This window comes from Pantoea sp. 9140, assembly GCF_000745295.1.
In the GTDB taxonomy this organism is placed as follows: domain Bacteria; phylum Pseudomonadota; class Gammaproteobacteria; order Enterobacterales; family Enterobacteriaceae; genus Pantoea; species Pantoea vagans.
The window spans coordinates 3,451,293-3,473,966 of sequence record NZ_JQNO01000001.1; the positions used below are offsets into that span (position 1 = coordinate 3,451,293).

Annotated in this window: 26 protein-coding genes; 8 read left to right on the forward strand and 18 right to left on the reverse strand. The window is 56.4% G+C overall.

Translation table 11 applies throughout. The annotated features are described in order from the left end of the window. Position 1: 1 nt before the first annotated feature. From tusC to fkpA, 4 genes are all read right to left on the reverse strand, one after another. A complete protein-coding gene (tusC, locus tag FA92_RS16060) occupies positions 2-361 on the reverse strand; it encodes a sulfurtransferase complex subunit TusC (RefSeq protein ID WP_033784141.1) in 360 nt (119 codons plus the stop codon). Then, a complete protein-coding gene (tusD, locus tag FA92_RS16065; RefSeq protein ID WP_033784142.1) occupies positions 361-747 on the reverse strand; it encodes a sulfurtransferase complex subunit TusD in 387 nt (128 codons plus the stop codon). The genes tusC and tusD overlap by 1 nt, the downstream gene beginning before the upstream one ends. After that, complete coding sequence (locus FA92_RS16070) at positions 747-1,469, reverse strand: transcriptional regulator (RefSeq protein WP_013359249.1); 723 nt, start codon at positions 1,467-1,469, stop codon at positions 747-749. The genes tusD and FA92_RS16070 overlap by 1 nt, the downstream gene beginning before the upstream one ends. Positions 1,470-1,635: 166 nt before the next feature. Further along, positions 1,636-2,481 (reverse strand): FKBP-type peptidyl-prolyl cis-trans isomerase, encoded by an 846-nt coding sequence (gene fkpA / locus FA92_RS16075; protein ID WP_033734136.1) that lies wholly within the window; start codon positions 2,479-2,481, stop codon positions 1,636-1,638. 269 nt (positions 2,482-2,750) lie between these two features. Here fkpA and FA92_RS16080 point away from each other — a divergent pair, with 269 nt between their 5' ends. After that, a complete protein-coding gene (locus FA92_RS16080; RefSeq protein ID WP_013359251.1) occupies positions 2,751-2,969 on the forward strand; it encodes a SlyX family protein in 219 nt (72 codons plus the stop codon). Positions 2,970-3,066: 97 nt separating this feature from the next. Here the strand turns inward: FA92_RS16080 and slyD are convergent, their stop codons facing one another. The 4 genes from slyD to kefG form a co-directional block, all read right to left on the reverse strand. Further along, positions 3,067-3,627 (reverse strand): peptidylprolyl isomerase, encoded by a 561-nt coding sequence (gene slyD, locus FA92_RS16085; RefSeq protein ID WP_033784143.1) that lies wholly within the window; start codon positions 3,625-3,627, stop codon positions 3,067-3,069. Positions 3,628-3,824: 197 nt separating this feature from the next. Continuing rightward, positions 3,825-4,019 (reverse strand): YheV family putative zinc ribbon protein, encoded by a 195-nt coding sequence (locus FA92_RS16090; RefSeq protein ID WP_010253033.1) that lies wholly within the window; start codon positions 4,017-4,019, stop codon positions 3,825-3,827. A 23-nt stretch (positions 4,020-4,042) separates the two neighbouring features. After that, positions 4,043-5,851 carry a glutathione-regulated potassium-efflux system protein KefB gene (kefB, locus tag FA92_RS16095; RefSeq protein ID WP_013359253.1) on the reverse strand — a complete coding sequence of 603 codons (1,809 nt, stop codon included), beginning with the start codon at positions 5,849-5,851 and terminating at the stop codon, positions 4,043-4,045. Next, the gene (gene kefG, locus FA92_RS16100) at positions 5,852-6,403 is read right to left on the reverse strand and encodes a glutathione-regulated potassium-efflux system ancillary protein KefG (protein ID WP_033784144.1); all 552 of its coding nucleotides are present in this window, start codon (positions 6,401-6,403) and stop codon (positions 5,852-5,854) included. Positions 6,404-6,515: 112 nt separating this feature from the next. On the opposite strand from kefG, the gene FA92_RS16105 reads away from it, so the two are divergent. Further along, positions 6,516-8,420: an ABC transporter ATP-binding protein gene (locus tag FA92_RS16105; RefSeq protein ID WP_033784145.1), complete on the forward strand. Its 1,905-nt coding sequence runs from the start codon at positions 6,516-6,518 to the stop codon at positions 8,418-8,420. Positions 8,421-8,451: 31 nt separating this feature from the next. Here the strand turns inward: FA92_RS16105 and tauD are convergent, their stop codons facing one another. Genes tauD through tauA form a run of 4 tightly spaced genes read right to left on the reverse strand, consistent with a single transcriptional unit; the run spans position 8,452 to position 11,866 of the window. Then, positions 8,452-9,291 (reverse strand): taurine dioxygenase, encoded by an 840-nt coding sequence (gene tauD / locus FA92_RS16110; protein ID WP_033784146.1) that lies wholly within the window; start codon positions 9,289-9,291, stop codon positions 8,452-8,454. Then, positions 9,288-10,115 carry a taurine ABC transporter permease TauC gene (tauC, locus tag FA92_RS16115; protein WP_013359257.1) on the reverse strand — a complete coding sequence of 276 codons (828 nt, stop codon included), beginning with the start codon at positions 10,113-10,115 and terminating at the stop codon, positions 9,288-9,290. The genes tauD and tauC overlap by 4 nt, the downstream gene beginning before the upstream one ends. Then, on the reverse strand, positions 10,112-10,879 hold the full coding sequence (tauB, locus tag FA92_RS16120) for a taurine ABC transporter ATP-binding subunit (protein ID WP_033784147.1): 768 nt from the start codon (positions 10,877-10,879) through the stop codon (positions 10,112-10,114). The genes tauC and tauB overlap by 4 nt, the downstream gene beginning before the upstream one ends. Before the next feature lie 9 nt (positions 10,880-10,888). Further along, complete coding sequence (gene tauA / locus FA92_RS16125; RefSeq protein ID WP_033784681.1) at positions 10,889-11,866, reverse strand: taurine ABC transporter substrate-binding protein; 978 nt, start codon at positions 11,864-11,866, stop codon at positions 10,889-10,891. Positions 11,867-12,102: 236 nt separating this feature from the next. Here tauA and FA92_RS16130 point away from each other — a divergent pair, with 236 nt between their 5' ends. After that, positions 12,103-13,083 (forward strand): LacI family DNA-binding transcriptional regulator, encoded by a 981-nt coding sequence (locus tag FA92_RS16130; protein WP_033784148.1) that lies wholly within the window; start codon positions 12,103-12,105, stop codon positions 13,081-13,083. Between the two features lies 1 nt (position 13,084). Here the strand turns inward: FA92_RS16130 and FA92_RS16135 are convergent, their stop codons facing one another. Next, positions 13,085-13,687, reverse strand: coding sequence for a LysE family translocator (locus FA92_RS16135; RefSeq protein WP_033784149.1), 603 nt, complete (start codon positions 13,685-13,687; stop codon positions 13,085-13,087). 57 nt (positions 13,688-13,744) lie between these two features. On the opposite strand from FA92_RS16135, the gene FA92_RS16140 reads away from it, so the two are divergent. The 3 genes from FA92_RS16140 (at position 13,745) to FA92_RS16150 (ending at position 15,915) form a co-directional block, all read left to right on the forward strand. Further along, positions 13,745-14,761, forward strand: coding sequence for a hydrolase (locus FA92_RS16140; RefSeq protein ID WP_033784150.1), 1,017 nt, complete (start codon positions 13,745-13,747; stop codon positions 14,759-14,761). Positions 14,762-14,765: 4 nt separating this feature from the next. Continuing rightward, the gene (locus FA92_RS16145) at positions 14,766-14,984 is read left to right on the forward strand and encodes a YheU family protein (RefSeq protein WP_013359263.1); all 219 of its coding nucleotides are present in this window, start codon (positions 14,766-14,768) and stop codon (positions 14,982-14,984) included. A gap of 61 nt (positions 14,985-15,045) precedes the next feature. Next, positions 15,046-15,915 (forward strand): phosphoribulokinase, encoded by an 870-nt coding sequence (locus tag FA92_RS16150; RefSeq protein ID WP_013359264.1) that lies wholly within the window; start codon positions 15,046-15,048, stop codon positions 15,913-15,915. Between the two features lie 544 nt (positions 15,916-16,459). Here the strand turns inward: FA92_RS16150 and FA92_RS16155 are convergent. Then, positions 16,460-16,864, reverse strand: coding sequence for an OsmC family protein (locus FA92_RS16155; protein ID WP_013359265.1), 405 nt, complete (start codon positions 16,862-16,864; stop codon positions 16,460-16,462). Between the two features lie 303 nt (positions 16,865-17,167). Between FA92_RS16155 and crp the strand changes: the two genes are divergently transcribed. Continuing rightward, on the forward strand, positions 17,168-17,800 hold the full coding sequence (crp, locus tag FA92_RS16160; RefSeq protein WP_003852956.1) for a cAMP-activated global transcriptional regulator CRP: 633 nt from the start codon (positions 17,168-17,170) through the stop codon (positions 17,798-17,800). 57 nt (positions 17,801-17,857) lie between these two features. Then, positions 17,858-19,933 (forward strand): YccS/YhfK family putative transporter, encoded by a 2,076-nt coding sequence (locus tag FA92_RS16165; RefSeq protein ID WP_013359266.1) that lies wholly within the window; start codon positions 17,858-17,860, stop codon positions 19,931-19,933. A 1-nt stretch (position 19,934) separates the two neighbouring features. Here the strand turns inward: FA92_RS16165 and FA92_RS16170 are convergent, their stop codons facing one another. From FA92_RS16170 to FA92_RS22800, 4 genes are all read right to left on the reverse strand, one after another. After that, positions 19,935-21,155 (reverse strand): aspartate aminotransferase family protein, encoded by a 1,221-nt coding sequence (locus FA92_RS16170; protein WP_013359267.1) that lies wholly within the window; start codon positions 21,153-21,155, stop codon positions 19,935-19,937. An 81-nt stretch (positions 21,156-21,236) separates the two neighbouring features. Next, positions 21,237-21,812 (reverse strand): aminodeoxychorismate/anthranilate synthase component II, encoded by a 576-nt coding sequence (locus FA92_RS16175; RefSeq protein ID WP_033784151.1) that lies wholly within the window; start codon positions 21,810-21,812, stop codon positions 21,237-21,239. 41 nt (positions 21,813-21,853) lie between these two features. Continuing rightward, entirely contained in the window at positions 21,854-22,447 is a 594-nt protein-coding gene (locus FA92_RS16180) for a putative adenosine monophosphate-protein transferase Fic (RefSeq protein WP_033784152.1), read from the reverse strand. Next, on the reverse strand, positions 22,437-22,607 hold the full coding sequence (locus FA92_RS22800; protein ID WP_013359270.1) for a YhfG family protein: 171 nt from the start codon (positions 22,605-22,607) through the stop codon (positions 22,437-22,439). Before FA92_RS22800 ends, FA92_RS16180 begins: the two co-directional genes overlap by 11 nt. Between the last annotated feature and the right edge of the window lie 67 nt (positions 22,608-22,674).

A 22,674-nucleotide genomic window follows, 5' to 3' on the forward strand; every position in this document is an offset into this window, starting at 1 on the left:
CTTAAAAAGTCAGAATGCGATCGTAGCTGGCCAGCGTCTGACGCAGCTCCGGCGCGTCCAGTAGCGTAACATCCAGCAACCGGTCAGCGTCAACCGCTAATCCACGCGTTATCAGCGATGTCCGGCAGAGATAACACTGTTCAATGTCATATAGCGCCAGCACGCCAAAGGTCGCGGCATAGTGACGGCTCTTAATCGCCTCAGGCTGCTGGTGCAGATTGAGCTGCAACACGCCATCGCCGATAAAAAACAGGCCGATATCTTCACTGAGTGCCCCCGTGGCCAGCGCGGCATCCAGCCCTTCGCGCCCTGCACTGCTACCGTGCGGGGCCTGGGTAAAGACAAATGCGACACGATTCATCAGAACTGCACCACGCGTTCACAGCTCAGCGCCGCTTCCGCCAGCGCACCCAGGCCACTCAGCGTAAAGCCTGGCTGCAGGTTACTGCCCGCCAGCTGGAGTCGGGCCACTTCCTGCTGATCGCTGACGCCACGCCGCAGCGCAGCCGCGACACAGATGTTCAGTGCCACACCCTGCTCCTGATGTAATGTCTGCCACGCGCGCACCAGATCAAACTCATCACTGGCCGGTGCGGTTAGCTGATTAGCGTTCAGCACCCCTTCGCGATAGAAGAATACGCTGTCAAGCTGATGGCCCGCCGTCAGCAGCGCGCGGGCGAACAGATATGCACTGGTCGCCTGTTGCGTCCCGTAAGCCGGGCCGGTGACCAGCAGGGTATAGCGCATTACCGATCCTGTCCCTGGAAGTCGCCATTTTTAAACTGGCGGATGTAAAGATAAACGGTGTGCTTCGAGATGTTCAGCCTGTCCGCCACCTGGTTGATGGCATCTTTAATGTCGAAGATTCCCTTCTCATACAGGTTCAGCACAATCTGGCGATTCTTGGCGTTGTTCGACACATTGCGATCCGCGCTCACCTCTTCAATGGTGAACTCCAGCGTCTGCATCACCAGATCGTCGACCGAACTGGCGAAGTTGACGTTGGAATCAACCTGCTGCATTTCTGGCGGCATAAAGGTCGACATGATCTGTGAGAACGGCACATCGAGGTTCATGTTGATGCAGAGCAGGCCAATAACCCGTTGCTGACGGTTACGGATCGCAATGGTGACCGACTTCATCAGCACGCCGCTCTTGGCACGCGTGAAATAGGCACGTGACACGTTGCTGTCCGCGCCATGCATATCATGCAGCATACGCAGGGCCAGGTCGGTAATCGGCGAACCGACTTTACGACCAGTGTGTTCACCATTGGCGATACGCACGGCCGAACACTTTAGATCTTCAAGCGAATGCAGGACAATTTCACAATGCGAGCCGATCAACATCGCCAGGCCATCCACGACAGCCTCGTACGATTTCAGAATATCGTAATCAGTTTCTTCGAACGGGCGCTGCTCCAGAAGATCGAAGTCGCTCAGTTCACCCGGATTGAATGGATTAGACATTGAAGAGTATCACCCTGAATGGCTGGAGCCTGTCACAGCGGCTTATGGGCAGACTCAATATTGGGATAATTAGGCAGGCATTAGTCTGGCAAATGTCGTCGGCTTATGCCAGAGGTTTGTCGTGAAGCTAAAATGAAACCGCCGCCCGGAGGCGGCGGTCAGCAGATTACTGCGCTTTTTGTGCAGCAGCAGGCGCAGGGGCCTGTGCTTTTTCATCTGCTTTAGGCGCGGGTTTGATATCAAGCAGTTCAACATCAAAGACCAGGGTGGAGTTAGCGGGGATACCCGGAACGCCGTTTTTGCCGTAAGCCAGATTCGGTGGGATCACCAGCTTGATCTTGCCGCCTTTCTTCACGTGCTTCAGACCTTCAGTCCAGCCTGGGATAACACCGTCCAGACGGAACGAGAGTGGCTCGCCACGGGTATAAGAGTTGTCGAATTCATTACCGTCGATCAGCGTACCTTTGTAGTTCACCACGACAGTGTCGCTGTCTTTAGGTGCGTCGCCAGTACCTTCTTTCTCAACTTTATACAGCAGGCCGCTTTCGGTTTTCTTCACGCCGCTCTCTTTAGCAAATTTGGTTGCGAAAGCGTCGCCCTTTTCAGCGTTCTCTTTCGCATCTTTTTCCATTTTCGCTGAGGCTGCGCCTTTCACGCGGCCTTCAAAGGATTGCAGCGTCTGCTCGATCTCTTCGTCAGACAGTTTGCTCTTGCCACCAAACGCATCCTGAACACCAGCAATCAGCTGCTGCTTATCCAGTTTGATGCCCAGTTTTTCCTGCTCCTTCAGGGAGTTGTCCATGTAGCGACCCAGTGAAGCACCCAGTGCGTAGGCAGACTGCTGGTCTTCATCTTTGAAGGCCGCATTCTTAGGTGCCTGAGGCGCGGACTGTGGCGCGGCAGCTGGTGCAGCCTGTGGCGCTGCAGCGGTGTCTGCTGCCATTGCCATTGATGCATTCAGTGCAACAGCCATGGTGGTAGCTAACAATGTGACTTTAAACAGTGATTTCATCCATTCTCCAAAACCGAAGCGTCTAACCTCGGGAAACATTGCGGACTTCAGGGCCCACACTATAACTTTACGTGGCAGTGTCGAACACTCCCACAATGTAATTACCCGGTCTACCTCCGACCTTTATAACATCGGGAAGTTTCATCAGAGATGATGCCGCGCTGCCTTTTTTCAAGCGCATCGCCTCCGGGCGTGAAAAAAACAGGTGATTCCTGGCATTCAGGTCGTAGAATCACGCCCTGAGTCGCACCTTAACAGAGGAACAGGTCATGCAACAATCTGAGTGGGAACAGCGTCTGGAGACGTTAGAAAGTAAACTGGCCTTTCAGGAGATGACCATTGAGCAGCTGAACAGCGCGGTGGTTCAGCACGAGCTGGAGATGAACAAGATGCGTGAGCAGATGCGCATTTTGACCGACAAGCTCAAAGCGAATGCGCCCTCGATGGTCGCCTCACAGTCTGAAGAGACGCCACCGCCACACTACTGATGGTGGGCGGTATCTGGCCCTGGCTCAGCCGGGCCGAACCAGAGTATCAGCCAAAAGAAAGGCCACCCGGCGGTGGCCTTTAAAGGTCTGTTGAGACTTAGTGGCTGCAGCCGCAACCGCCAGTACCACAACCGCCTTTACCGTGATCATGGTCGTGGTCGTGGTCGTGGTCGTGGTCATGATGATGGCCATCTGCACCGTGAACGTGGCCATGAGCCAGTTCTTCCGGTGTGGCTTCACGGATAGCGACCACTTCAACGTTGAAGTTCAGATTCTGTCCTGCCAGCATGTGGTTACCATCAACCACGACGTGATCGTCTTCCACTTCGGTTATTTCTACCGGTACCGGACCCTGATCGGTCTCTGCCAGGAAGCGCATGCCAACCTGCAGTTCGTCAACGCCCATGAAGACGTCTTTAGGAACGCGCTGCACCAGGTTGTCGTCGTACTGACCGTAGGCATCGTTTGCCGGGATATGCACGTCAAACTTGTCGCCGGCAACGTGGTTTTCCAGCGCATTTTCCAGACCAGAAATCAGGGAACCATGACCGTGCAGGTAGTCTAACGGTGCACTCACCGGTGACTCGTCAACTAACACGCCGTCTTCTGTACGTACCTGATAGGCCAGGCTTACCACCAGGTCTTTTGCTACTTTCATGATATCTCCTAACCGTTGAGAGCTGAGATCCCGTCTCATTGGTCTATTCTTGCGTGCAATAACACCAACCAGAAAGGTTCGGGGTTGAGTGCAAGAGGGGTTTCACTTTCTCTTGCGACTTCAGCCTTAATGGCGTCAATTGTAACGGAATTCAATCCCGCTGTAAGTTTAAGCGTGAAAAAAGCTGCCCGATTCCGCTATTCAGGATGGAAAATGCCGATAACCTGCTCATTGGTCCGAACCTGATCGCGCGCCTGCTTATCTGCCTCACGCATCTGATGACCACATTTCACACACTCCACCACATCGACATTGTTTTCACGCCACATCGCCAGCGTGTCCTTCTCCTGGCAGTGCGGGCATGTCGCACCGGCAATAAAACGTTTACGCATTAGCTTCTGCCTGTTTAAAAAGGTTATTGATCATCGTCCCAGCCGTCGATCTGCCGTTTTTCACGCTGCATTTCACGCTGGAAGATATCTTCCAGTTCACGCCGCGCTTCACGGACACGTGAAGCCTGTGCAGCGCTTTCAGAGAGCGTCGGCACCAGCTCGCGAAGCATCCGCATATCAAGCCGGCGAAAATGCTGCTGAGCGCGATGCGCCTGATGGGGATGCATCCCCAGCGACATTAATGTCTTACGGCCCAGCTCCAGCGCACTGGAGAAGGTCTCACGCGAGAACTGCGTGACGCCTGCCTGCAGCAGCTCATGCGCTTCCACACGGCCCCGGGCGCGCGCCTGAATCTGCAGCTGCGGAAAATGCTGCTGGCACAGATGCACGATAGTCATCACATCTTCCGGCTCATTACAGGTGATCACAATCGACTGGGCGCTGGCTGCACCGGCGGCACGCAGTAACTCAAGCTCGGTGGCATCACCGTAATAGACCTTGTAGCCATATTTGCGCATCAGACTCACCACACTGATGTCGCGTTCCAGCACGGTAATGCGTTTGTTATTCGCCATCAGCAGGCGGCCTATCACCTGACCGAAGCGACCAAAGCCCACCACAATGACCTGCGGCTGATCATCTTCGACAAAGTGTTTCTCTGCATTTTCGTCCGGCTCATTAAAGCGGCGTGCCAGCAGTCGGTCGATACCCTTCATCAGCAACGGCGTGGTCATCATCGACAGCGTCACCGTCACCAGCAGCATCGGCAGTTGATCGCCTGAGAAGAGCTTTGCCGACGAGGCCGCTGAAAAGAGCACAAAGGCAAACTCGCCGCCCTGACTCAGTACGCCCGCGAACTGCTGTCGCTCGGAACTGCGCAGGCCATAAATGCGCGCCAGCAGATAGAGCACCAGTGTTTTCACTGCCACCAGCGTCACCACGCCTAGCAGGATGGTCACAATATGGGTATAGAGCACACCGAGGTTGAGCGCCATCCCCACCGAAATAAAGAACAGGCCCAGCAGCAACCCCTTAAACGGGTCGATAGCGACTTCCAGCTCATGCCGGTATTCACTTTCTGCCAGCAGGATCCCGGCAATGAAGGTGCCCAGCGCCATCGACAGGCCCAGCGCATCCATGAACAATGCGGAACCCAGCACCAGCAGCAGCGACGCCGCGGTAAAGACTTCGCGCACGCCTGATGCCGCGATGTAACGGAAGATCGGCCGCAGCAGATAGCGTCCGCCCACAAGCATGCCGGCAAACGCCAGCACTTTCATACCGACCTTCATCCAGTCGATGTGACCGCTGTCGGTGCCGGCCAGCAGCGGGATCAACGCCAGCGCCGGGATGACCGCGATATCCTGAAACAGCAGCACCGAAAAGCCCAACTGCCCCGCTTCGCTGCGGTTCATGCCTTTATCCATCATCAGCTGCAGCGCCATGGCGGTCGAAGACATCGCCAGACCAATCCCGCCGATAATTGCCGCCTGCCAGCTAAAGTCGGTCAGCCATAATAAGCCGCCCAGAATAGCCGCTGAGAAGATCACCTGCGCCGCGCCGACGCCAAAAATGGAGCGGCGCAGCGCCCACAGCTTTGCCGGATTCAGCTCCAGCCCGATAATAAACATCAGGAAAACCACGCCGAGCTCAGAGAAATGAAGAATCTCATCGACGTCGCTGATAAAGCCTAAACCCCACGGGCCGATAGCGATACCCGCCACCAGATAGCCCAGAACAGCACCAATACCGAGGCGAGCCGCCACCGGCACAATCAATACCGCCGCGACCAGATAAATCACCCCGGCGGTCAGCAGCGTTTGCCCTTCCATCTATACCCCTCCATTCGGCAGCGGTGCTGCCAGCCAGTCGCCATAGGCGCGGGCATAATTTTTCATTAACTCCGGACTCTGCCGACGCGCCCAGTAGACGATCATCGGCGGCATCCAGTGCATACGGCACATCTGCGCGGTCAGCTCAAAAGGACGCATAATGTCATTGAGCGAATAGCGGTTCAGACCCTGCTGTTTAAAGGCACTTTCCGGTTCTCCGGTCGTCACCACGCTGCGCCAGTACTTGCCTTCGAGCGCATTGCCATCCACACCATTGGCGAAACCGCGTGACAGAACGCGATCCAGCCACTCTTTCAGCAGTGCCGGACAGCTATAGGTATAGAGCGGATGCTGGAAAATGATGACGTCATGTTCGCGCAGCAGCTGTTGTTCATAGTGAATATCGATAAAAAAATCCGGATAGGTCGCGTACAGATCGTGCACGGTGACGTGTTCCAGTGCCTGAGCCGGCTGTAGCAGAATCCGATTTGCGATCGAATCCTGTGATTCCGGATGAGCATAAAGCAGCAAAACCCTGGGTGGCTGCGACATCCTTTCCCTCCAAAGCGTCGTCATTGGTGCGGTTTTCCGCTACCATGCACGACGCAGCAAAATCTCATTATGTTGCCAGTAAATTAACATATTCTGACGATACGGCGCTTACATGATTGTCTTCTCAGCCTTACAAATTCGCCGCGGCATCCGCGTCCTGCTCGACAATGCCACCGCCACCATCAATCCCGGTCAGAAGGTCGGGCTGGTGGGTAAAAACGGCTGTGGGAAATCCACGCTGCTGTCGCTGTTAAAAGGTGAAATCACCAGCGATGCCGGTACCGTCACGTTTCCTGCGCACTGGGCGCTGGCCTGGGTGAATCAGGAAACTCCCGCGCTGGATAAAGCTGCGCTGGAGTACGTGATTGATGGCGATCGCCAGTTCCGCCAGCTTGAAGCAGAACTGGCGGACGCCAATCTGCGCGACGATGGCAATGCCATCGCGCTGCTGCATGGCAAGCTGGATGCGGTGCAGGCGTGGAGCATTCATGCGCGCGCCTCAAGCCTGCTGCACGGTCTGGGCTTCAGCCAGGAACAGCTGCAGCGTCCGGTCAGCGACTTCTCCGGTGGCTGGCGCATGCGCCTCAACCTGGCCCAGGCGCTGATTTGTCGTTCCGATCTGCTGCTGCTGGATGAACCGACCAACCACCTCGATCTCGATGCGGTGATCTGGCTGGAGCGCTGGCTGAAGAGTTATGAAGGCACGCTGATCCTGATCTCGCACGATCGTGACTTCCTCGATCCGGTCATCGACAAAATTATCCATATCGAACAGGAGTCGATGTTCGAATACACCGGCAACTACAGCTCCTTTGAGCGGCAGCGCGTCGCCAAACTGGCTCAGCAGCAGGCGCTGTATGAGAGTCAGCAGGAGAAAGTGGCGCATTTACACAGCTACATTGATCGCTTCCGTGCGCAGGCCACCAAAGCCAAGCAGGCGCAGAGCCGCATCAAGATGCTGGAGCGCATGGAGATGATCGCGCCGGCCCATGTCGACAATCCGTTCAGCTTCACCTTCCGCAAGCCGGAGAACCTGCCTAACCCGCTGATGAAGATGGAGAAGGTCACCGCGGGCTATGGCGACCGTATCATTCTCGACGCCATCAAGCTCAACCTGGTTCCGGGATCGCGCATCGGCCTGCTGGGACGTAACGGCGCCGGTAAATCGACCCTGATTAAGCTGCTGGCGGGTGAGCTGGAAGCGATGGACGGCAAGATGGGGCTGGCGAAAGGGATTAAGCTCGGTTACTTCGCCCAGCATCAGCTGGAGTACCTGCGGGCTGACGAGTCGCCGCTGCAGCATCTATCGCGCATTGCACCTCAGGTGCTGGAACAGCAGCTGCGTGACTATCTGGGCGGCTTCGATTTCCGTGGCGATAAAGTCACTGAAAACACCGAGCGCTTCTCCGGCGGTGAGAAAGCGCGACTGGTGCTGGCCCTGATTGTCTGGCAGCGCCCTAACCTGCTGCTGCTCGATGAACCTACCAACCACCTGGATCTCGATATGCGTCAGGCGCTGACCGAAGCGTTGATCGACTTCGAAGGTGCGCTGGTGGTGGTGTCGCACGACCGTCACCTGCTGCGCGCCACCACCGACGATCTCTATCTGGTGCACGATGGCAAAGTGGATGTGTTTGAGGGCGACCTCGAAGATTATCAGCAGTGGCTGAGCGATCTGCAGAAACAGCAGGTGCAACAGGATGCCGCACCGAAGCAGGATAACGGCAATAGTGCCCAGGCGCGTAAAGATCAGAAGCGCCGCGATGCCGAACTGCGCACCCAGACGCAACCACTGCGCAAAGAGATCGAGAAGCTGGAAAAGCAGATGAGCAAATGGCAGAGCCAGCTGGCCGATGCCGAAGCGCAGCTCTCAGACAGTGCAATTTATGAGCCGAGCCGTAAAGCGGACCTGACCACCGCGCTGCAGCGTCAGGCGGAGAGTAAGTCTGCGCTGGAAGAGGTTGAGATGGCGTGGCTGGAGGCCCAGGAACAGCTCGAACAGATGATGGCTTCATAAATAAACTCTCCCCGCTCGCGGGGAGAATCTTTTAACGCGGTTTATCGCCCAGCACCGTTGCCCGCTGCATGATGCGCCGGGCGGGATAGTAGTCGGCATTGGCATAATGCTGCGTCACCCGATTATCCCAGATAGCCAGATCGTCTGGCTGCCAGCGCCAGCGCACCTGAAACTCCGGTTTGGTGGCATGCGCAAACAGGAAGCCTAGGACCGCATCGCTCTCCTTCTCGCTTAAATCCACAATCCGAGTGGTAAAACCCTCGTTCACAAACAGCGCTTTTTTACCGCTGACCGGATGCGTGCGGATCACCGGATGCTGCACCGGTGGATGCTTCGCCACCGCCTGCTGCCAGCGCTGATGCTCCTCCTCGGTTTTGCGGTACTTATATTCCTGGAATGACTTTTTGAAATCATGCTCGGCACTCAGGCCTGCCAGCATCTGCTTAAAAGGCTCAGAGAGCGCCTCGTAGGCCGCAATGCCGCTGGTCCAGAGCGTGTCACCGCCAGCCTCCGGCAACACTTTTGAGGCCAGTAAAGCGATAGCCGGTGGCGTGTCGATAAAGGTGACGTCGGTGTGCCAGTTGTCGTTATCCGGCGGATTATCCTGATGCGTATCCAGCACGATAATCTCCTCAACGCCTTCTGCATGGGGATAGACCGGATGGATATGCAGGTCGCCGAAGCGGATCGCCAGGGCGCGATGCTGTTCCGGCGTAATTTTCTGGTCACGCAGAAACAGCACCTGGTGGCGCAGCAGGCCATGGTAAAGCTGTTCAAACTGCGCATCACTTAATGGGCGAGAGACATCCAGGTTTGAAACCTGCGCGCCGATATAGGGGCCAAGCGGGGTAAAACTGATACGTTCATTCATGACTGTTCTCCACTCCAGGGCGTCAGACGGCGCTGCAACGCGCGGAGCCCGAGTTCTAAACTAAAAGCGATAAAGGCGATCACTGCGATACCCGCCAGCACCACATCGGTGGCGAGAAACTCTCCCGCTGACTGCACCATAAAACCGAGACCCCGCGTGGCGGCAATCAGCTCCGCCGCCACCAGCGTTGACCAGCCCACTCCCAGACCAATGCGCAGACCGGTCAGAATCTCCGGCAGCGCGCCCGGCAGGATCACCCAGCGCAGCAGTTGCCAGCGGTTAGCCCCCAGCGAACGAGCGGCGCGAATACGTACCTGCTGCGTGTTACGCACCCCGGCCAGGGTAGAGAGTGTCACGGGTGCGAAGATCGCCAGATAAATCAGCAGGATTTTCGAGGTCTCACCAATGCCGAACCAGATAACCATCAGCGGCAGATAGGCGAGTGGCGGAATCGGACGATAAATTTCAATCAGCGGATCGAGCAGGCCGCGAGCGACCGGGCTGAGGCCCATCAGAATCCCCACCGGAATACCGATAGCGGCAGCAGCCGTCAGCGCAATCAGCATCCGCGTCAGGCTGGCGGCCAGATGCTGCCACAGCGTGGCATCCATAAAGCCCTGCGCGCTGGCAATTACCAGCAGCTTGCTGAACACCTGCTGCGGCGACGGCAGGAACAGCGGAGCAATCAGGCCCAGCGCGGTGACGCCCCACCAGAGCAGTAACAGCAGAGAGAGGCTCAGCACGCTCAGCGTAAAGGCGGTTGAAAACGGCCAGCGCAGCCGACGGCGCACCGGCAGAGACTTATCGTGGATTAACGCGCTCATGCAAACGCCTCCCGCTGATCAAATACCCGGCTCAGCACATATTCGCGCTGGGCGATAAACTGCGGATCGGATTTGATGCTGCGGCACGACTCTCCCGCAGCAAAACGGCGGCCAAAGTCGGGCCGTAGCCGCTCCACGATACGGCCCGGTCCGGGCGACAGCAGAATCAGTTCACTGGCGAGGAAAATCGCCTCTTCTATATCGTGTGTAATCAGCAGGATCTGCTTACCGCTGTCGCGCCACAGCGTCAGCAGCAGGGTCTGCATCTGCTCACGGGTAAAAGCATCCAGTGCGCCAAACGGCTCATCCAGCAGCAGCAGTTGCGGATCGGTGGCCAGCGCGCGGGCAATACCTACCCGTTGACGCTGACCGCCGGACAACTGCCAGATGGCGCGCTTTTCCGCCCCTTCCAGCCCAACCTGCCTGATGAGTTTCCGCGCTATGGCCTCACGTGCCTGGCGCGGCATCCCCGCCAGCTGCAGGCCAAAGGCGACGTTATCCAGCACGTTGCGCCACGGCAGTAACCCTTCATGCTGAAACACCACGCCGCGCTCCGCGCCTGGCCCGGTCACCGGCTGGTTATCCAGCGTGATGCTGCCCGACTCCACCGGCAGGAATCCGGCCACCAGATTAAGCAGCGTGGTTTTGCCACAGCCGGAGGGGCCGAGCACGACCAGCAGTTCCTGGCTATCCAGTTGCAGATTGATATCCTGCAACACTGGCTGTCCGGCATAACGGGCATTAAGGTGAGCGATGCGCAGCATAGTGCCTCCTTACGGTTTAACTAATGGCTCGATGAAGCGGGAGGTTACATAACTGCTGTAGTCGTTATCCGCCTGCGGCACCCGGCCCTGCGCTTTCAGGAACTGCGCGGTATCGACGATCGCCTTATTGACCGGCTTGCCCAGCTGCTCAACCTGCTGCTGTGCCGTCAGGTAGGTATTGCCCCTCACCAGACCCGGCACCTGCGCTTCCGGCACGCCGCTCAGGCGTGAGAGTTTGCTGAGGTTATCAGGCTGCTTCAGCCAGCTGTCGGGACTGTTAAGGTAGGCCTGCTGCGCATCGATCGCGCTGCGGGCAAAGGCGGTCACGATCTCCGGGTGCTGTTCGGCAAAATCTTTGCGGACTACCCAGACATCCAGCGTCGGTGATCCCCAGCTTCCCACTTCCGCAGAGTCGGTTAACACCTTGCCTTCTTTCTCCAGCTCATTGACTGCGGGCGCCCAGACGTAAGCACCATCAATATCGCCACGCTGCCAGGCCGCGATAATCGCTGGCGGCTGCAGGTTTATCAGCTGCACCTGTGACGGCTTAATGCCCCAGTGTTTCAGTGCAGCCAGCAGGCTATAGTGAGTAGTAGAGATGAACGGCACCGCAATGCGTTTGCCAATGAGATCTTTAGGAGAGGTAATGGTCTTTTTTACCACCAGCGCTTCAGAGTTGCCCAGCTGAGAGGCGAGTAAAAACGCTTCAATTGGCAGTTTCTGCGCTGCTGCGACCGCTAACGGACTGGAACCGATGTTGCCAATCTGGACGTCGCCGGACGCCAGTGCGCGTAAGACGCCTGCACCGCTGTCAAACTTACGCCAGTCAACGCTGGCCCCGCTCTCTTTCGCAAAATTGTTGTCAGCCTGCGCCACTTTCGCGGGTTCGGCTGAGGTCTGGTACGCCACGGTGACATTGACCGCATCTGCCCGAAACGCCAGCAGTGCCAGCGCTGCGGCTAAAAAAGTTAAACGTGTTGCTGCCATGATCATTACCCCGCCGTTTTTATAGTGGAGGTAGTGTCTGCGGCCGCTATAGTTTCATAAAGGAATTAAAAATTATCCCTAATAGAAATAAGTTCTTAGATCACTATCTGCAAAACTAAGCTAAAAATCGCAAATGCTGAAAATAGCTAAAGTAAGCAAAAATGTCAGGCGCTCACATTATCCCTGTGCTATTGATATGCGTTCCCAATTTTTGCCTGTTAAGGTCTCTGTATCCGATGTCGATCGAGAAAGTCGCTCAGCTGGCTGGCGTCTCCAAAGCCACGGTATCGCGCGTTCTCAACGCGCATCCCGGTGTAAAGCCCGATACGCGTGAGAAAGTTCTGGCGGCAATCTCTGCCTGCGACTATCAGCCCAATCTGCTGGCACGTCAGCTGCGTACGGCGCAAAGCAACATGCTGCTGGTGCTGATCTCGGATATCACTAACCCCTTCTGTTCACGCGTGGTTCAGGGCATCGAGGCCGAAGCGGAACTGCATGGCTATCATATCCTGCTCTGTAACTCCGCCTCGCAGCTCCAGCGCGAAGCCGCCTATCTGAGTCTGCTGACCGGCAAAGTGGTGGATGGCGTGATTACCATGGATGCGGCCTCCGGCTTACAGGATTTGCAGGCGCTGATCGCCGGAGCCCCTTGGGTGCAGTGCTGTGAATTTAATCCTGACATTCCCGCCTCCTCAGTCAGCATTGATCACCTTGAAGCAGCGCGTGACACCGTCCATTACCTCGCTGGTAAAGGGCGTAAACGCATCGGGCTGGTCAATGGCGACATGCGCTATCTCTACTCGCATCATCGTGAAAAAGGCTACCGGCAGGCGATTGAGGAGCTGGGGTATGCGTGGTCCGGCGTTTCTTATACCTGTGAGATCTCCCCTGAAGCAGGCAGTCAGGGGCTGAGGGAGTTGATGGCGCTGCCGGAACCGCCTGATGCGGTGTTTGCGGTATCAGATGTACTGGCGGTGGGCGTGGTTCATGCGGCGCTGGAAGCAGGTCTGTGCGTGCCGGAAGATCTGGCGGTCGTCGGGTTTGATGGCGTGCCGTTTACCCGCAGCCTGAATCCACCGCTGACCACCATTGAGCAGCCGATGAATCAGCTCGGCGCGCGCAGCGTGCAGCTGCTGCTGCAGAAGATCCGCAATCCGAATGCGCCAGTGATTCGTGAGGTACTGCCCTGGACGCGCGTTGAACGCGCATCCAGCTGATTCAGTGCCAGATTAACAGCACGCAGGCCGCAGTCAGCAGCCCCATAGCCAGGTTAAAGATTTTCCAGGCGCGACGGCTGCGCAGAATGCGGCCGATCATCGCGCCAAATGCCATCCAGATCACGCCTGACACCAGATTAACCAGAAACATGCCGACGCTTATCGCCATCACTGAATGACGATATGCATCACCCGGCAGACTGAAGCTGGCGACCGCGCCCAGCGCCATCAGCCAGGCCTTAGGATTGATAAGCTGCAGCAACCCACCCTGCCAGAACGGCATCGGCGCATCCGGTGCCTGATCGGTTTCCAGCTTTTCATAGCTGGACGTCGCTATCTTCCACGCCAGCCAGAGCAGATAGAGGCTACCGGCGATCTTCAGCACCAGGTGCAGCGACGGATAAAGCAGGATCAGACCGCCAACGCCAAAGGCCACCATCAGCAGCATCACCTGCATGCCGATCATGATGCCGATCATCAGCGGAATGGTACGCAAAAAGCCAAAATTAGCGCCTGAGGCAGTGAGTAACATATTATTAGGCCCGGGCGTAATCGCCGCGACCCAAAGAAAGCCCAACATTGATAAGAAAAGACTCAGTTCCATGGCAATCGGGTACTCCTTACCCTGCAAGAAAAAACTTATCGAAGCTAACAGTGTGATATGGAACAGACAAGCTTTTACCACATGAAATTTACCGGACTGCAAAACGAGCAATTCACGCCGCCTGACAGCCTGCGTAACGCCCACCTGCAGACAATGCTGCCGCGCCTGCTGCGTCGCCGTGTCACGTTCGCTCCTCACTGGCAGCGACTCGATCTGCCGGATGGCGACTTCGTCGATCTCGCCTGGAGCGAAGACCCACAGCAGGCGCAGCATAAACCGCGCGTCGTGCTGTTTCATGGGCTGGAGGGCAGCTTTCACAGCCCCTATATTCATGGCCTGATGAACATCTGCCGTGCGCGCGGCTGGCTGGCAGTAGTGATGCATTTTCGCGGCTGCAGCGGCGAACCTAATCGGCTGAACCGTATTTATCACTCCGGCGAAACGGAAGATGCCCGCTTTTTCCTGCACTGGCTGCGAACGCGCTGGGGCCAGGTGCCGACCGTTGCCATCGGTTTTTCGCTGGGCGGCAATATGCTGGGCTGCCTGCTGGGCCAGCAGGGCGCAGCTGCCGAAGTGGATGCAGGCGTCATTGTCTCCGCCCCGCTGCTGCTGGAGCCGTGTAGCGTAAAACTGGAACGCGGCTTCTCACGCTTCTATCAATACTATTTGCTGGCGCAGCTGAAGAAAAATGCCCGCCGCAAACTGCACGCCTGGCCGGACACGCTGCCGGTCAATCTGGCGCAGCTAAAAGCACTGCGGCGACTGCGCGATTTTGATGATGCGATTACCGCCCGTGCCCACGGTTTTGTCGATGCAGCCGATTACTATCATCGTGCCAGCGCCATGCCCTGGCTGAAGCACGCAGAGAAACCGCTGCTGATCATCCACGCCAAAGACGATCCCTTTATGAGTGATGAGGTGATCCCGCACAGCAGCCAATTATCTGCCACTATTACTTATCAACTGACACCACACGGCGGCCACGTCGGTTTTGTCGGCGGGACATTACGCCAGCCCGAAATGTGGCTGGAACAGCGCATCCCGCAGTGGATCGCCCCTTTTCTGGATAACTGATCTCGTGATTATTCCCTGGCAACAGGTCTCTCCTGAGACCCTTGAAAATCTGATTGAAACCTTTGTGCTGCGTGAAGGCACTGACTATGGCGAGCATGAACGCAGCCTGCTGGACAAGGTGGCTGACGTGCGACGCCAGCTGGAAACCGGTGAAGTAGTGCTGGTGTGGTCGGAACTGCATGAATCGGTCAATATCATGCCGCGCAAAGAATTTCGTGGCTGATGCACCCGGCACCCTTTCATGATAACAATGCTCATCGTCCGACCTCACAGGGAGCTTTTCTATGTCTGCACGTCATCCCATTATCGCGGTGACCGGTTCCAGCGGCGCAGGAACCACTACCACCAGCCTGGCGTTCCGCAAAATCTTTCAGCAGCTTGACCTGCACGCGGCGGAGCTTGAAGGTGACAGCTTTCACCGCTTTACCCGCCCGGAAATGGATATGGCGATTCGTAAGGCGCGCGACCTGGGACGTCATGTCAGCTACTTCGGCCCGGAAGCCAATGACTTTGGCCTGCTGGAGCAGAGCTTTAAAGAATATGGTCACAGCGGGCAGGGGCAGTCGCGTAAATATCTGCACACCTACGATGAAGCCGTGCCGTGGAATCAGGTACCCGGTACTTTCACGCCCTGGCAGCCGCTACCGCAGAACACCGATATTCTTTTTTATGAAGGATTGCATGGCGGCGTGGTGACGGCGCAGCACAACGTGGCGGAACAGGTCGATCTGCTGGTGGGCGTGGTACCGATTGTTAACCTGGAGTGGATTCAGAAGCTGGTGCGCGACACCGGCGAGCGCGGTCATTCACGTGAAGCAGTGATGGATTCCGTGGTGCGCTCAATGGAAGATTACATCAACTACATCACGCCCCAGTTTTCACGCACCCATATCAACTTTCAGCGCGTTCCAACCATCGATACTTCCAACCCGTTCGCAGCCCGCGCCATTCCGTCACTGGATGAGAGCTTTGTCGTGATTCACTTTCAGGGGCTGGAGGACATTGACTTCCCTTACCTGCTGGCAATGCTGCAGGGTTCGTTTATCTCGCACATTAATACGCTGGTGGTGCCTGGCGGCAAAATGGGGCTGGCGATGGAGTTGATCATGGGCCCGCTGGTGAAACGGCTTATGGAAGGTAAACGGATAGAATAAGAGGTCAGCAAAAAACCCTCAGATAGCAGATGCCTTTCGCAAAAATGTAAAACCGGCTTTTCTGCGGATAAAGGCTTACTGCTGAGCAGGCTTCAGGGAGCATACGCCTTTCGCAAAGACGCAAAACCGCCATCCCTGGCGGGCTCAGCGCGGGCCATCCCTGGCCCGCTATGCTTTGCTACAGGCGTATGCTCCCTTCGCTTCACGTCCGGCAGCCGCATCCGGTTTCAGGGAGGTCGCTACAGACACACCCTGAGCACAACGAATCTGACAGCAGCATATAAGCTCAACACGCAGGGAACCGGGTCAGAAGAGGAAAGCGTCCCACGCCTGGGACAAAAACGCCTGGAGCGTTTTTGAACAACGCAACGCGTTGGCCCGGTCACGGGCGCACCTCAGGGATGAGGTGCGTAATTGCGCGGGCCGAGCATGCCATGGATGGCGGTTTTTGCGTCTTTCCGATCTGACCCGGTTCTCTGCGCAGGCACAGTCTTAAAGCAACCTGCAGCAGACACTGGAAGTGAAGTTAGCAGGTCTGCAATGACTACAGCTCAACCACCTCATAGCTATGCGTAATTGTCACACCTTTACCCAGCATGATGGCCACAGAGCAATATTTTTCCGCCGAAAGATCGACGGCGCGTGAGACCGCTTTATCCTGGAGCGCTTTTCCACTCACGATAAAATGCAGGTTGATGTGCGTAAAGATTCGCGGCGCCTCTTCACGACGTTCTGAGGTCAGTTTTACTTCACAATCAGCCACATCGTTGCGGCCTTTTTGCAGAATTGAAACCACGTCAATCGCGCTGCATCCGCCCGCCGCCATCAGCACCATCTCCATTGGGCTGGGCGCTTTATCACCCGAATTGCCATCCATCAGTATCTGATGGCCGGATGAGGATTCTCCGAGGAATGTCAGCCCTTCTACCCATTTCACTCTTGCCTGCATGATTTTTGCTCCGGAATACGCTGTTTTGTCGCCAGAGTACGCTTTCACCTGGTAAACAGCAATCCAGAGAAATCCGCCCGTAGCTGAAGCGAGACAACAGAAGACAGTCGGCAAAAGCTGTGCTACAAACAGTGCTGAAAATATTTTTCGTCACCCAATGGCGAAGCCGGGAAGAATGATGCGCACTGCGCCTGATGCGGCCCGAATAATTTCCTGAAAAGGAAACGCTTGAAGCTTTCACCGCCTGACAGGGAAAACTGCCCCCTGTATTTTGGGCACGATTACAACAGAGGATAATAGCGAATGGTTCTCGGCAAACCGCAAACAGACCCTACACTCGAATGGTTCCTGTCCCATTGCCATATTCACAAGTATCCATCCAAAAGTACGCTGATTCACCAAGGTGAAAAAGCAGAAACGCTTTACTACATCGTGAAAGGTTCCGTCGCGGTTCTGATTAAAGATGAAGAAGGCAAAGAGATGATTCTTTCCTACCTGAATCAGGGCGATTTTATTGGTGAGCTTGGCCTGTTCGAAGAAGGTCAGGAGCGCAGCGCCTGGGTACGTGCGAAAAGCGCGTGCGAAGTAGCGGAGATTTCTTACAAGAAATTCCGTCAGCTGATCCAGGTTAACCCCGACATCCTGATGCGACTCTCCTCGCAGATGGCGCGTCGCCTGCAGGTCACGTCTGAAAAAGTGGGTAATCTCGCTTTCCTCGATGTCACCGGACGCATTGCACAGACTCTGCTTAACCTGGCGAAGCAGCCAGATGCCATGACGCATCCCGACGGCATGCAAATTAAAATCACTCGTCAGGAAATTGGCCAGATTGTGGGTTGTTCACGTGAAACCGTGGGCCGTATTCTGAAGATGCTGGAAGATCAGAACCTGATCTCCGCACACGGCAAAACCATCGTCGTTTACGGCACCCGCTAATTCCTGTCATCCACGGCGTGATGGCAACATCACGCCGTTATTGTTTGTGTTGGGCCGATGTGGCGTCGAATCATTTACCATCCTGAAGTTAACTACGCCTTGCGGCAAACGCTGGTGCTCTGTCTGCCGGTGGCGCTGGGCTGGCTGGCTGGCGACCTGCAAAAAGGTCTGCTGTTCTCGTTAGTGCCCGCCTGCTGCAATATCGCCGGTCTTGATACTCCGCATAAACGCTTCTTCAAACGTCTTATTGTAGGCGGCAGCCTGTTTGCCCTCGGCAGCTTCCTGATCCAGTGGCTCACTCTGCATGCGATTCCACTGCCGCTGATCCTCTTCGCTATGCCTTTGCTGCTTGGCGTCACCGGTGAAATCAGCCCGCTGCATGGCCGTCTGCTGCCCGGCACCCTTATTGCCGCGATCTTTACCCTCAGCCTGATTGGCCGCATGCCCATCTATGTCACTCCGCTGCTCTATATCGGCGGCACGCTCTGGTATGGAGTATTTAACTGGTTCTGGTTCTGGCTGTGGAAAGAGCAGCCGATGCGTGAGAGCCTGAGCCTGATCTACCGCGAGCTGGCCAACTACTGCGACGCCAAATATACCCTTCTGACGCAGCTGACCGATCCCGAAAAAGCGCTGCCGCCGCTGCTGGCTCACCAGCAGAAAGTGGTCGATCTGATCAACACCTGTTATCAGCAGATGCACATGCTGTCGGCAAGCCGCGATCACAGCCATAAGCGGCTGACGCGCGCTTTTCAGGTGGCACTCGATCTGCAGGAGCATATCTCGGTCAGCCTGCACCGCCCGGAAGAGGTGCAAAAGCTGGTGGAGCAGAGCCATGCTGAAGCGGTGATCCGCTGGAATGCCAAAACCATCTCGGCCCGGCTGCGGGTACTGGCGGATAACATCCTTTATCACCAGTTACCCGACCGCTTTGCGATGGATAAACAGCTCGGCGCGCTGGAGAAAATCGCTCATCAGCACCCCGATAATCCGGTGGGTAACTTCTGTCTTTATCACTTCAACCGCATTGCGCGCGTGCTGCGCACCCAGAAGCCGCTTTACCAGCGCGATCTGATGGCAGACCGCCAGCGCCGCCTGCCGCTGTTACCGGCGCTGCGCAGTTATCTCTCATTTCGCTCGTCGGCGCTACGCACGGCGGGTCGCTTTGCGGTGATGCTGATGCTGGGTAGCGCACTGGCGCTGTTCTTCAACATCCCTAAACCCTACTGGATCCTGATGACCATTATGTTCGTCAGCCAGAACGGCTACAGCGCCACCCGCGTCCGTATCCAGCACCGGGCGCTGGGCACCTTTGCAGGACTGGTGATTGCGGCTGCCACGCTGCGGCTGGCGGTGCCGGAGTCACTGGTACTGCTGATCATGCTGGCGATCACCTTTATCAGCTATCGCTTTACCCGCCAGTTCTATGGCTGGTCGATGATTGGCTTTACGGTTACGGCGGTTTACTCGCTGCAACTGCTGTCACTGAATGGCGCGCAGTTTCTGCTGCCGCGACTGATGGATACGCTGATGGGCTGTCTGATCGCCTTTGGCGGGATGCTGTGGCTGTGGCCGCAGTGGCAGAGCGGCTTATTGCGGCAGAACGCCCACGACGCGCTGGAAACCTATCAGGATGCGCTGCGGCTCTTGCTGGGCGATGAACAGTCGCCAGAGAAACTGGCTTATCAGCGCGTGAAAGTGAATCAGGCACACAATGCGCTGTTTAACTCACTGAATCAGGCGATGCAGGAACCGGCATTCAATTCCCGCTATCTGAGTGATATGCGGCTCTGGGTCACCCACAGTCAGTTTATCGTCGAGCATATCAATGCAATCACGATTCTGGCGCGCGAGCACACGATGCTGACCGCCTCGCTGGCTCAACGCTATCTGCAATCCTGCGAAATTGCGCTGCAGCGGTGTCAGCAGCGGCTGGAATATGATGGTGAAAGCTCACAGGTGAATCTGCTGGATGACCTGGAGAACATCAGTGAAGGACCGATCACGGTGGTGGAACAGCATGTGCGGCGCATTCTCGATCACCTGAGCGTGATGTACACCATTTCATCGCTGGCGTGGAACCAGCGACCGCAACATGGCCGCTGGCTAATCAGACGCTTACGTAAAAACTAAGCTAGCCGTTGAGTACTTTGCCGACGGCGGTGGCGAAGCGGCGCATGCCCTCTTCAATGTCAGCAGGTTCGATGATCAGCGACGGAGCAAAGCGCATCACATCGGTGCCCGCCACCAGCACCATCACCCCTTCAGCGGCAGCTGCATTCAGAATGTCGCGCGACCTGCCGGCATGCTGAGGTTTCAGCGCCGCGCCAATCAGCAGACCTTTCCCGCGAATGTCACTGAACAGGTCATACTTCGCGTCGATGGCCTGTAGCGCCGTAACAAAGTGCTGGCGACGCATCTCAACGCCCGCCAGCACGTCTGGCGTATTGATGATATCCAGCGCCGTTTCGGCGATGGCGCAGGCCAGCGGATTACCGCCATAGGTGGTGCCATGCACGCCTGGTGCCATAGTCGAAGCGATCTCATTGGTGGTCAGCATGGCGCTCACCGGGAAACCGCCGCCCAGCGCTTTGGCTGAGGTCAGAATATCGGGCTGGACGCCATAATGCTCATAGGCGAACAGCTTGCCGCTGCGTCCCATACCGCTCTGCACTTCGTCCAGTACCAGCAACGCCTGATGCTGATCGCAAAGTGCACGCAGTCCCTGCATGAATTCCTGCGTCGCGGGCATGACGCCGCCCTCACCCTGAATCGGTTCAACCACAATGGCACAGGTGTGATCGTCGATTACCGCTTTCACGGCGTCCAGATCATTGAACGGCACGTGGACAATATCCGCCGGTTTCGGGCCGAATCCATCAGAATATTTTGGCTGGCCGCCGACCGTAACGGTAAACAGCGTCCGGCCATGAAAGGCATTGTGAAACGCGATGATCTTACTTTTGAACGGGCTGTGGCGTTTGCAGGCATAGTAGCGCGCCAGCTTAAACGCCGCTTCGTTGGCTTCGGCACCGGAGTTGGCGAAGAAAACGCGATCGGCAAAGGTCGCCTGAATTAACTTACTGGCGAGACGCAGTGCCGGTTCGTTGGTAAAGACATTACTGGTATGCCACAGCGTTTCGCCCTGGCTTTTCAGTGTTTCTACCAGCGCAGGATGGCAGTGTCCAAGTGCGGTAACGGCAATACCACCCGAGAAGTCGATATACTCTTTGCCCTGCTGATCCCATACGCGACTGCCCTTGCCTTTTACCGGCACAAACTGCGCAGGTGCATAAACAGGCAAAATAACGTTATCGAACGTCTCCCGCGTGACCGCCATTTTTTCCGCTGCCATTAGTTACCCCATTTGAATGATTGTTGTGCAACATTGAAATAATAATCACAAAATATGCATAAAAAATCACTCAAAGGCAACTTATTGCGCAAGGAAATTGCGCAGCAGCTGATGTCCCTGCTCGCTGAGAATGCTTTCGGGATGGAACTGCACGCCTTCCAGCGCCAGGGTTTTATGGCGGAATCCCATAATTTCGTCAGGCTCGCCGTCACGCACCGTCCAGGCCGTCACCTCGAACGCATCGGGCAGGGAATCGCGCTGCACAATCAGCGAGTGGTAGCGGGTCACGGTAAGGGGATTATTGAGATTTCGGAACACGCCCTGGCCGGTGTGCTGAATCGCGGAGGTTTTGCCGTGCATCACCTGACGCGCCCGCACCACCTTCGCGCCATAGGCCTGCGCAATCGCCTGATGGCCCAGGCAGACACCCAGCACCGGCACGTTACCGGCGAAATGCCGAATCGCCGCCAGCGAGATGCCCGACTCTGACGGCGTGCAGGGACCAGGAGAGATGACCAGATGGGTCAGCGGTAACGCTGCCATCTGCTCCAGGGTGATGGCATCATTGCGCACCACCTGAACCTGCGCGCCCAGCTCGCAGAAGTATTGATAAAGATTCCAGGTAAAGGAGTCGTAATTGTCGATAAGCAGCAGCATGACGCGTCCAGAATGATAAACCGCGCCGCTATTCTACGCGGTTAAGCCGCCTCACTCACCACTTTCGCAAACACCTGCTCCAGCGGAGTCAGGTCTCCGGCTACACCCGCCTGATTAGCGGCTTTCCAGCTTTCAGCATCCGTCTCTTCCCAGTTCAGCAGATAACCGGCATGCAGCGCCAACTGCTCAAAGAAAATCCGCTGCGCCCGGCCATTTCCATGACGGAAAGGATGCAGCATATTGATTTCGCAGTAGTAATGAGCGATGCGCTGAATAAATTCGTCACGCGGCAACTCAGCCAGGCCTTTCTCCTCTTCCAGCGCGGCCATCAGCGCGTTACCTTCCTTTTCGATATATTCAAAATGGCAGAACGGCGTCTCATCACGCCAGATATCGATGGTGCGCAGTTCGCCAGCCCAGCTGTAAATGTCCTGGAACAGCGTGCGGTGGATCTGGCGCAGGTAAGGCAATCCGGGATTACGCGGCCCCAGTTCCAGCGTGGCGGCACGCGCTGCACTGAAGCTCAGCTCCGCCTTGCGCAGTTGCGCGGCGTCATGAATGTCGGCCAGATTTTTCAGCACCGTGTCATGCTGCCACAGGTAAGGATCCTGGGTCACAGCGGTATTAGAGTCCATATTGCCTCCTCAGTGACGCCAGGCGTGCAGCCGCATCTTCACTGTTCAGGCTGGTTTCATTCGGCGCAAAGCCTTCCAGCTTACAGCTGGCCTGATAGCTGGCGCTACGCCGCTGTTGCCACAGAGTGACCTTCTGTTTTTCGGTGAGTTTGTTCGCCATACCGCCTCCTGCTCAGGTTTTTGCCCTAAGTATAAGAGCAAATTCTGGCTTTGCCGGAAGCGACAGG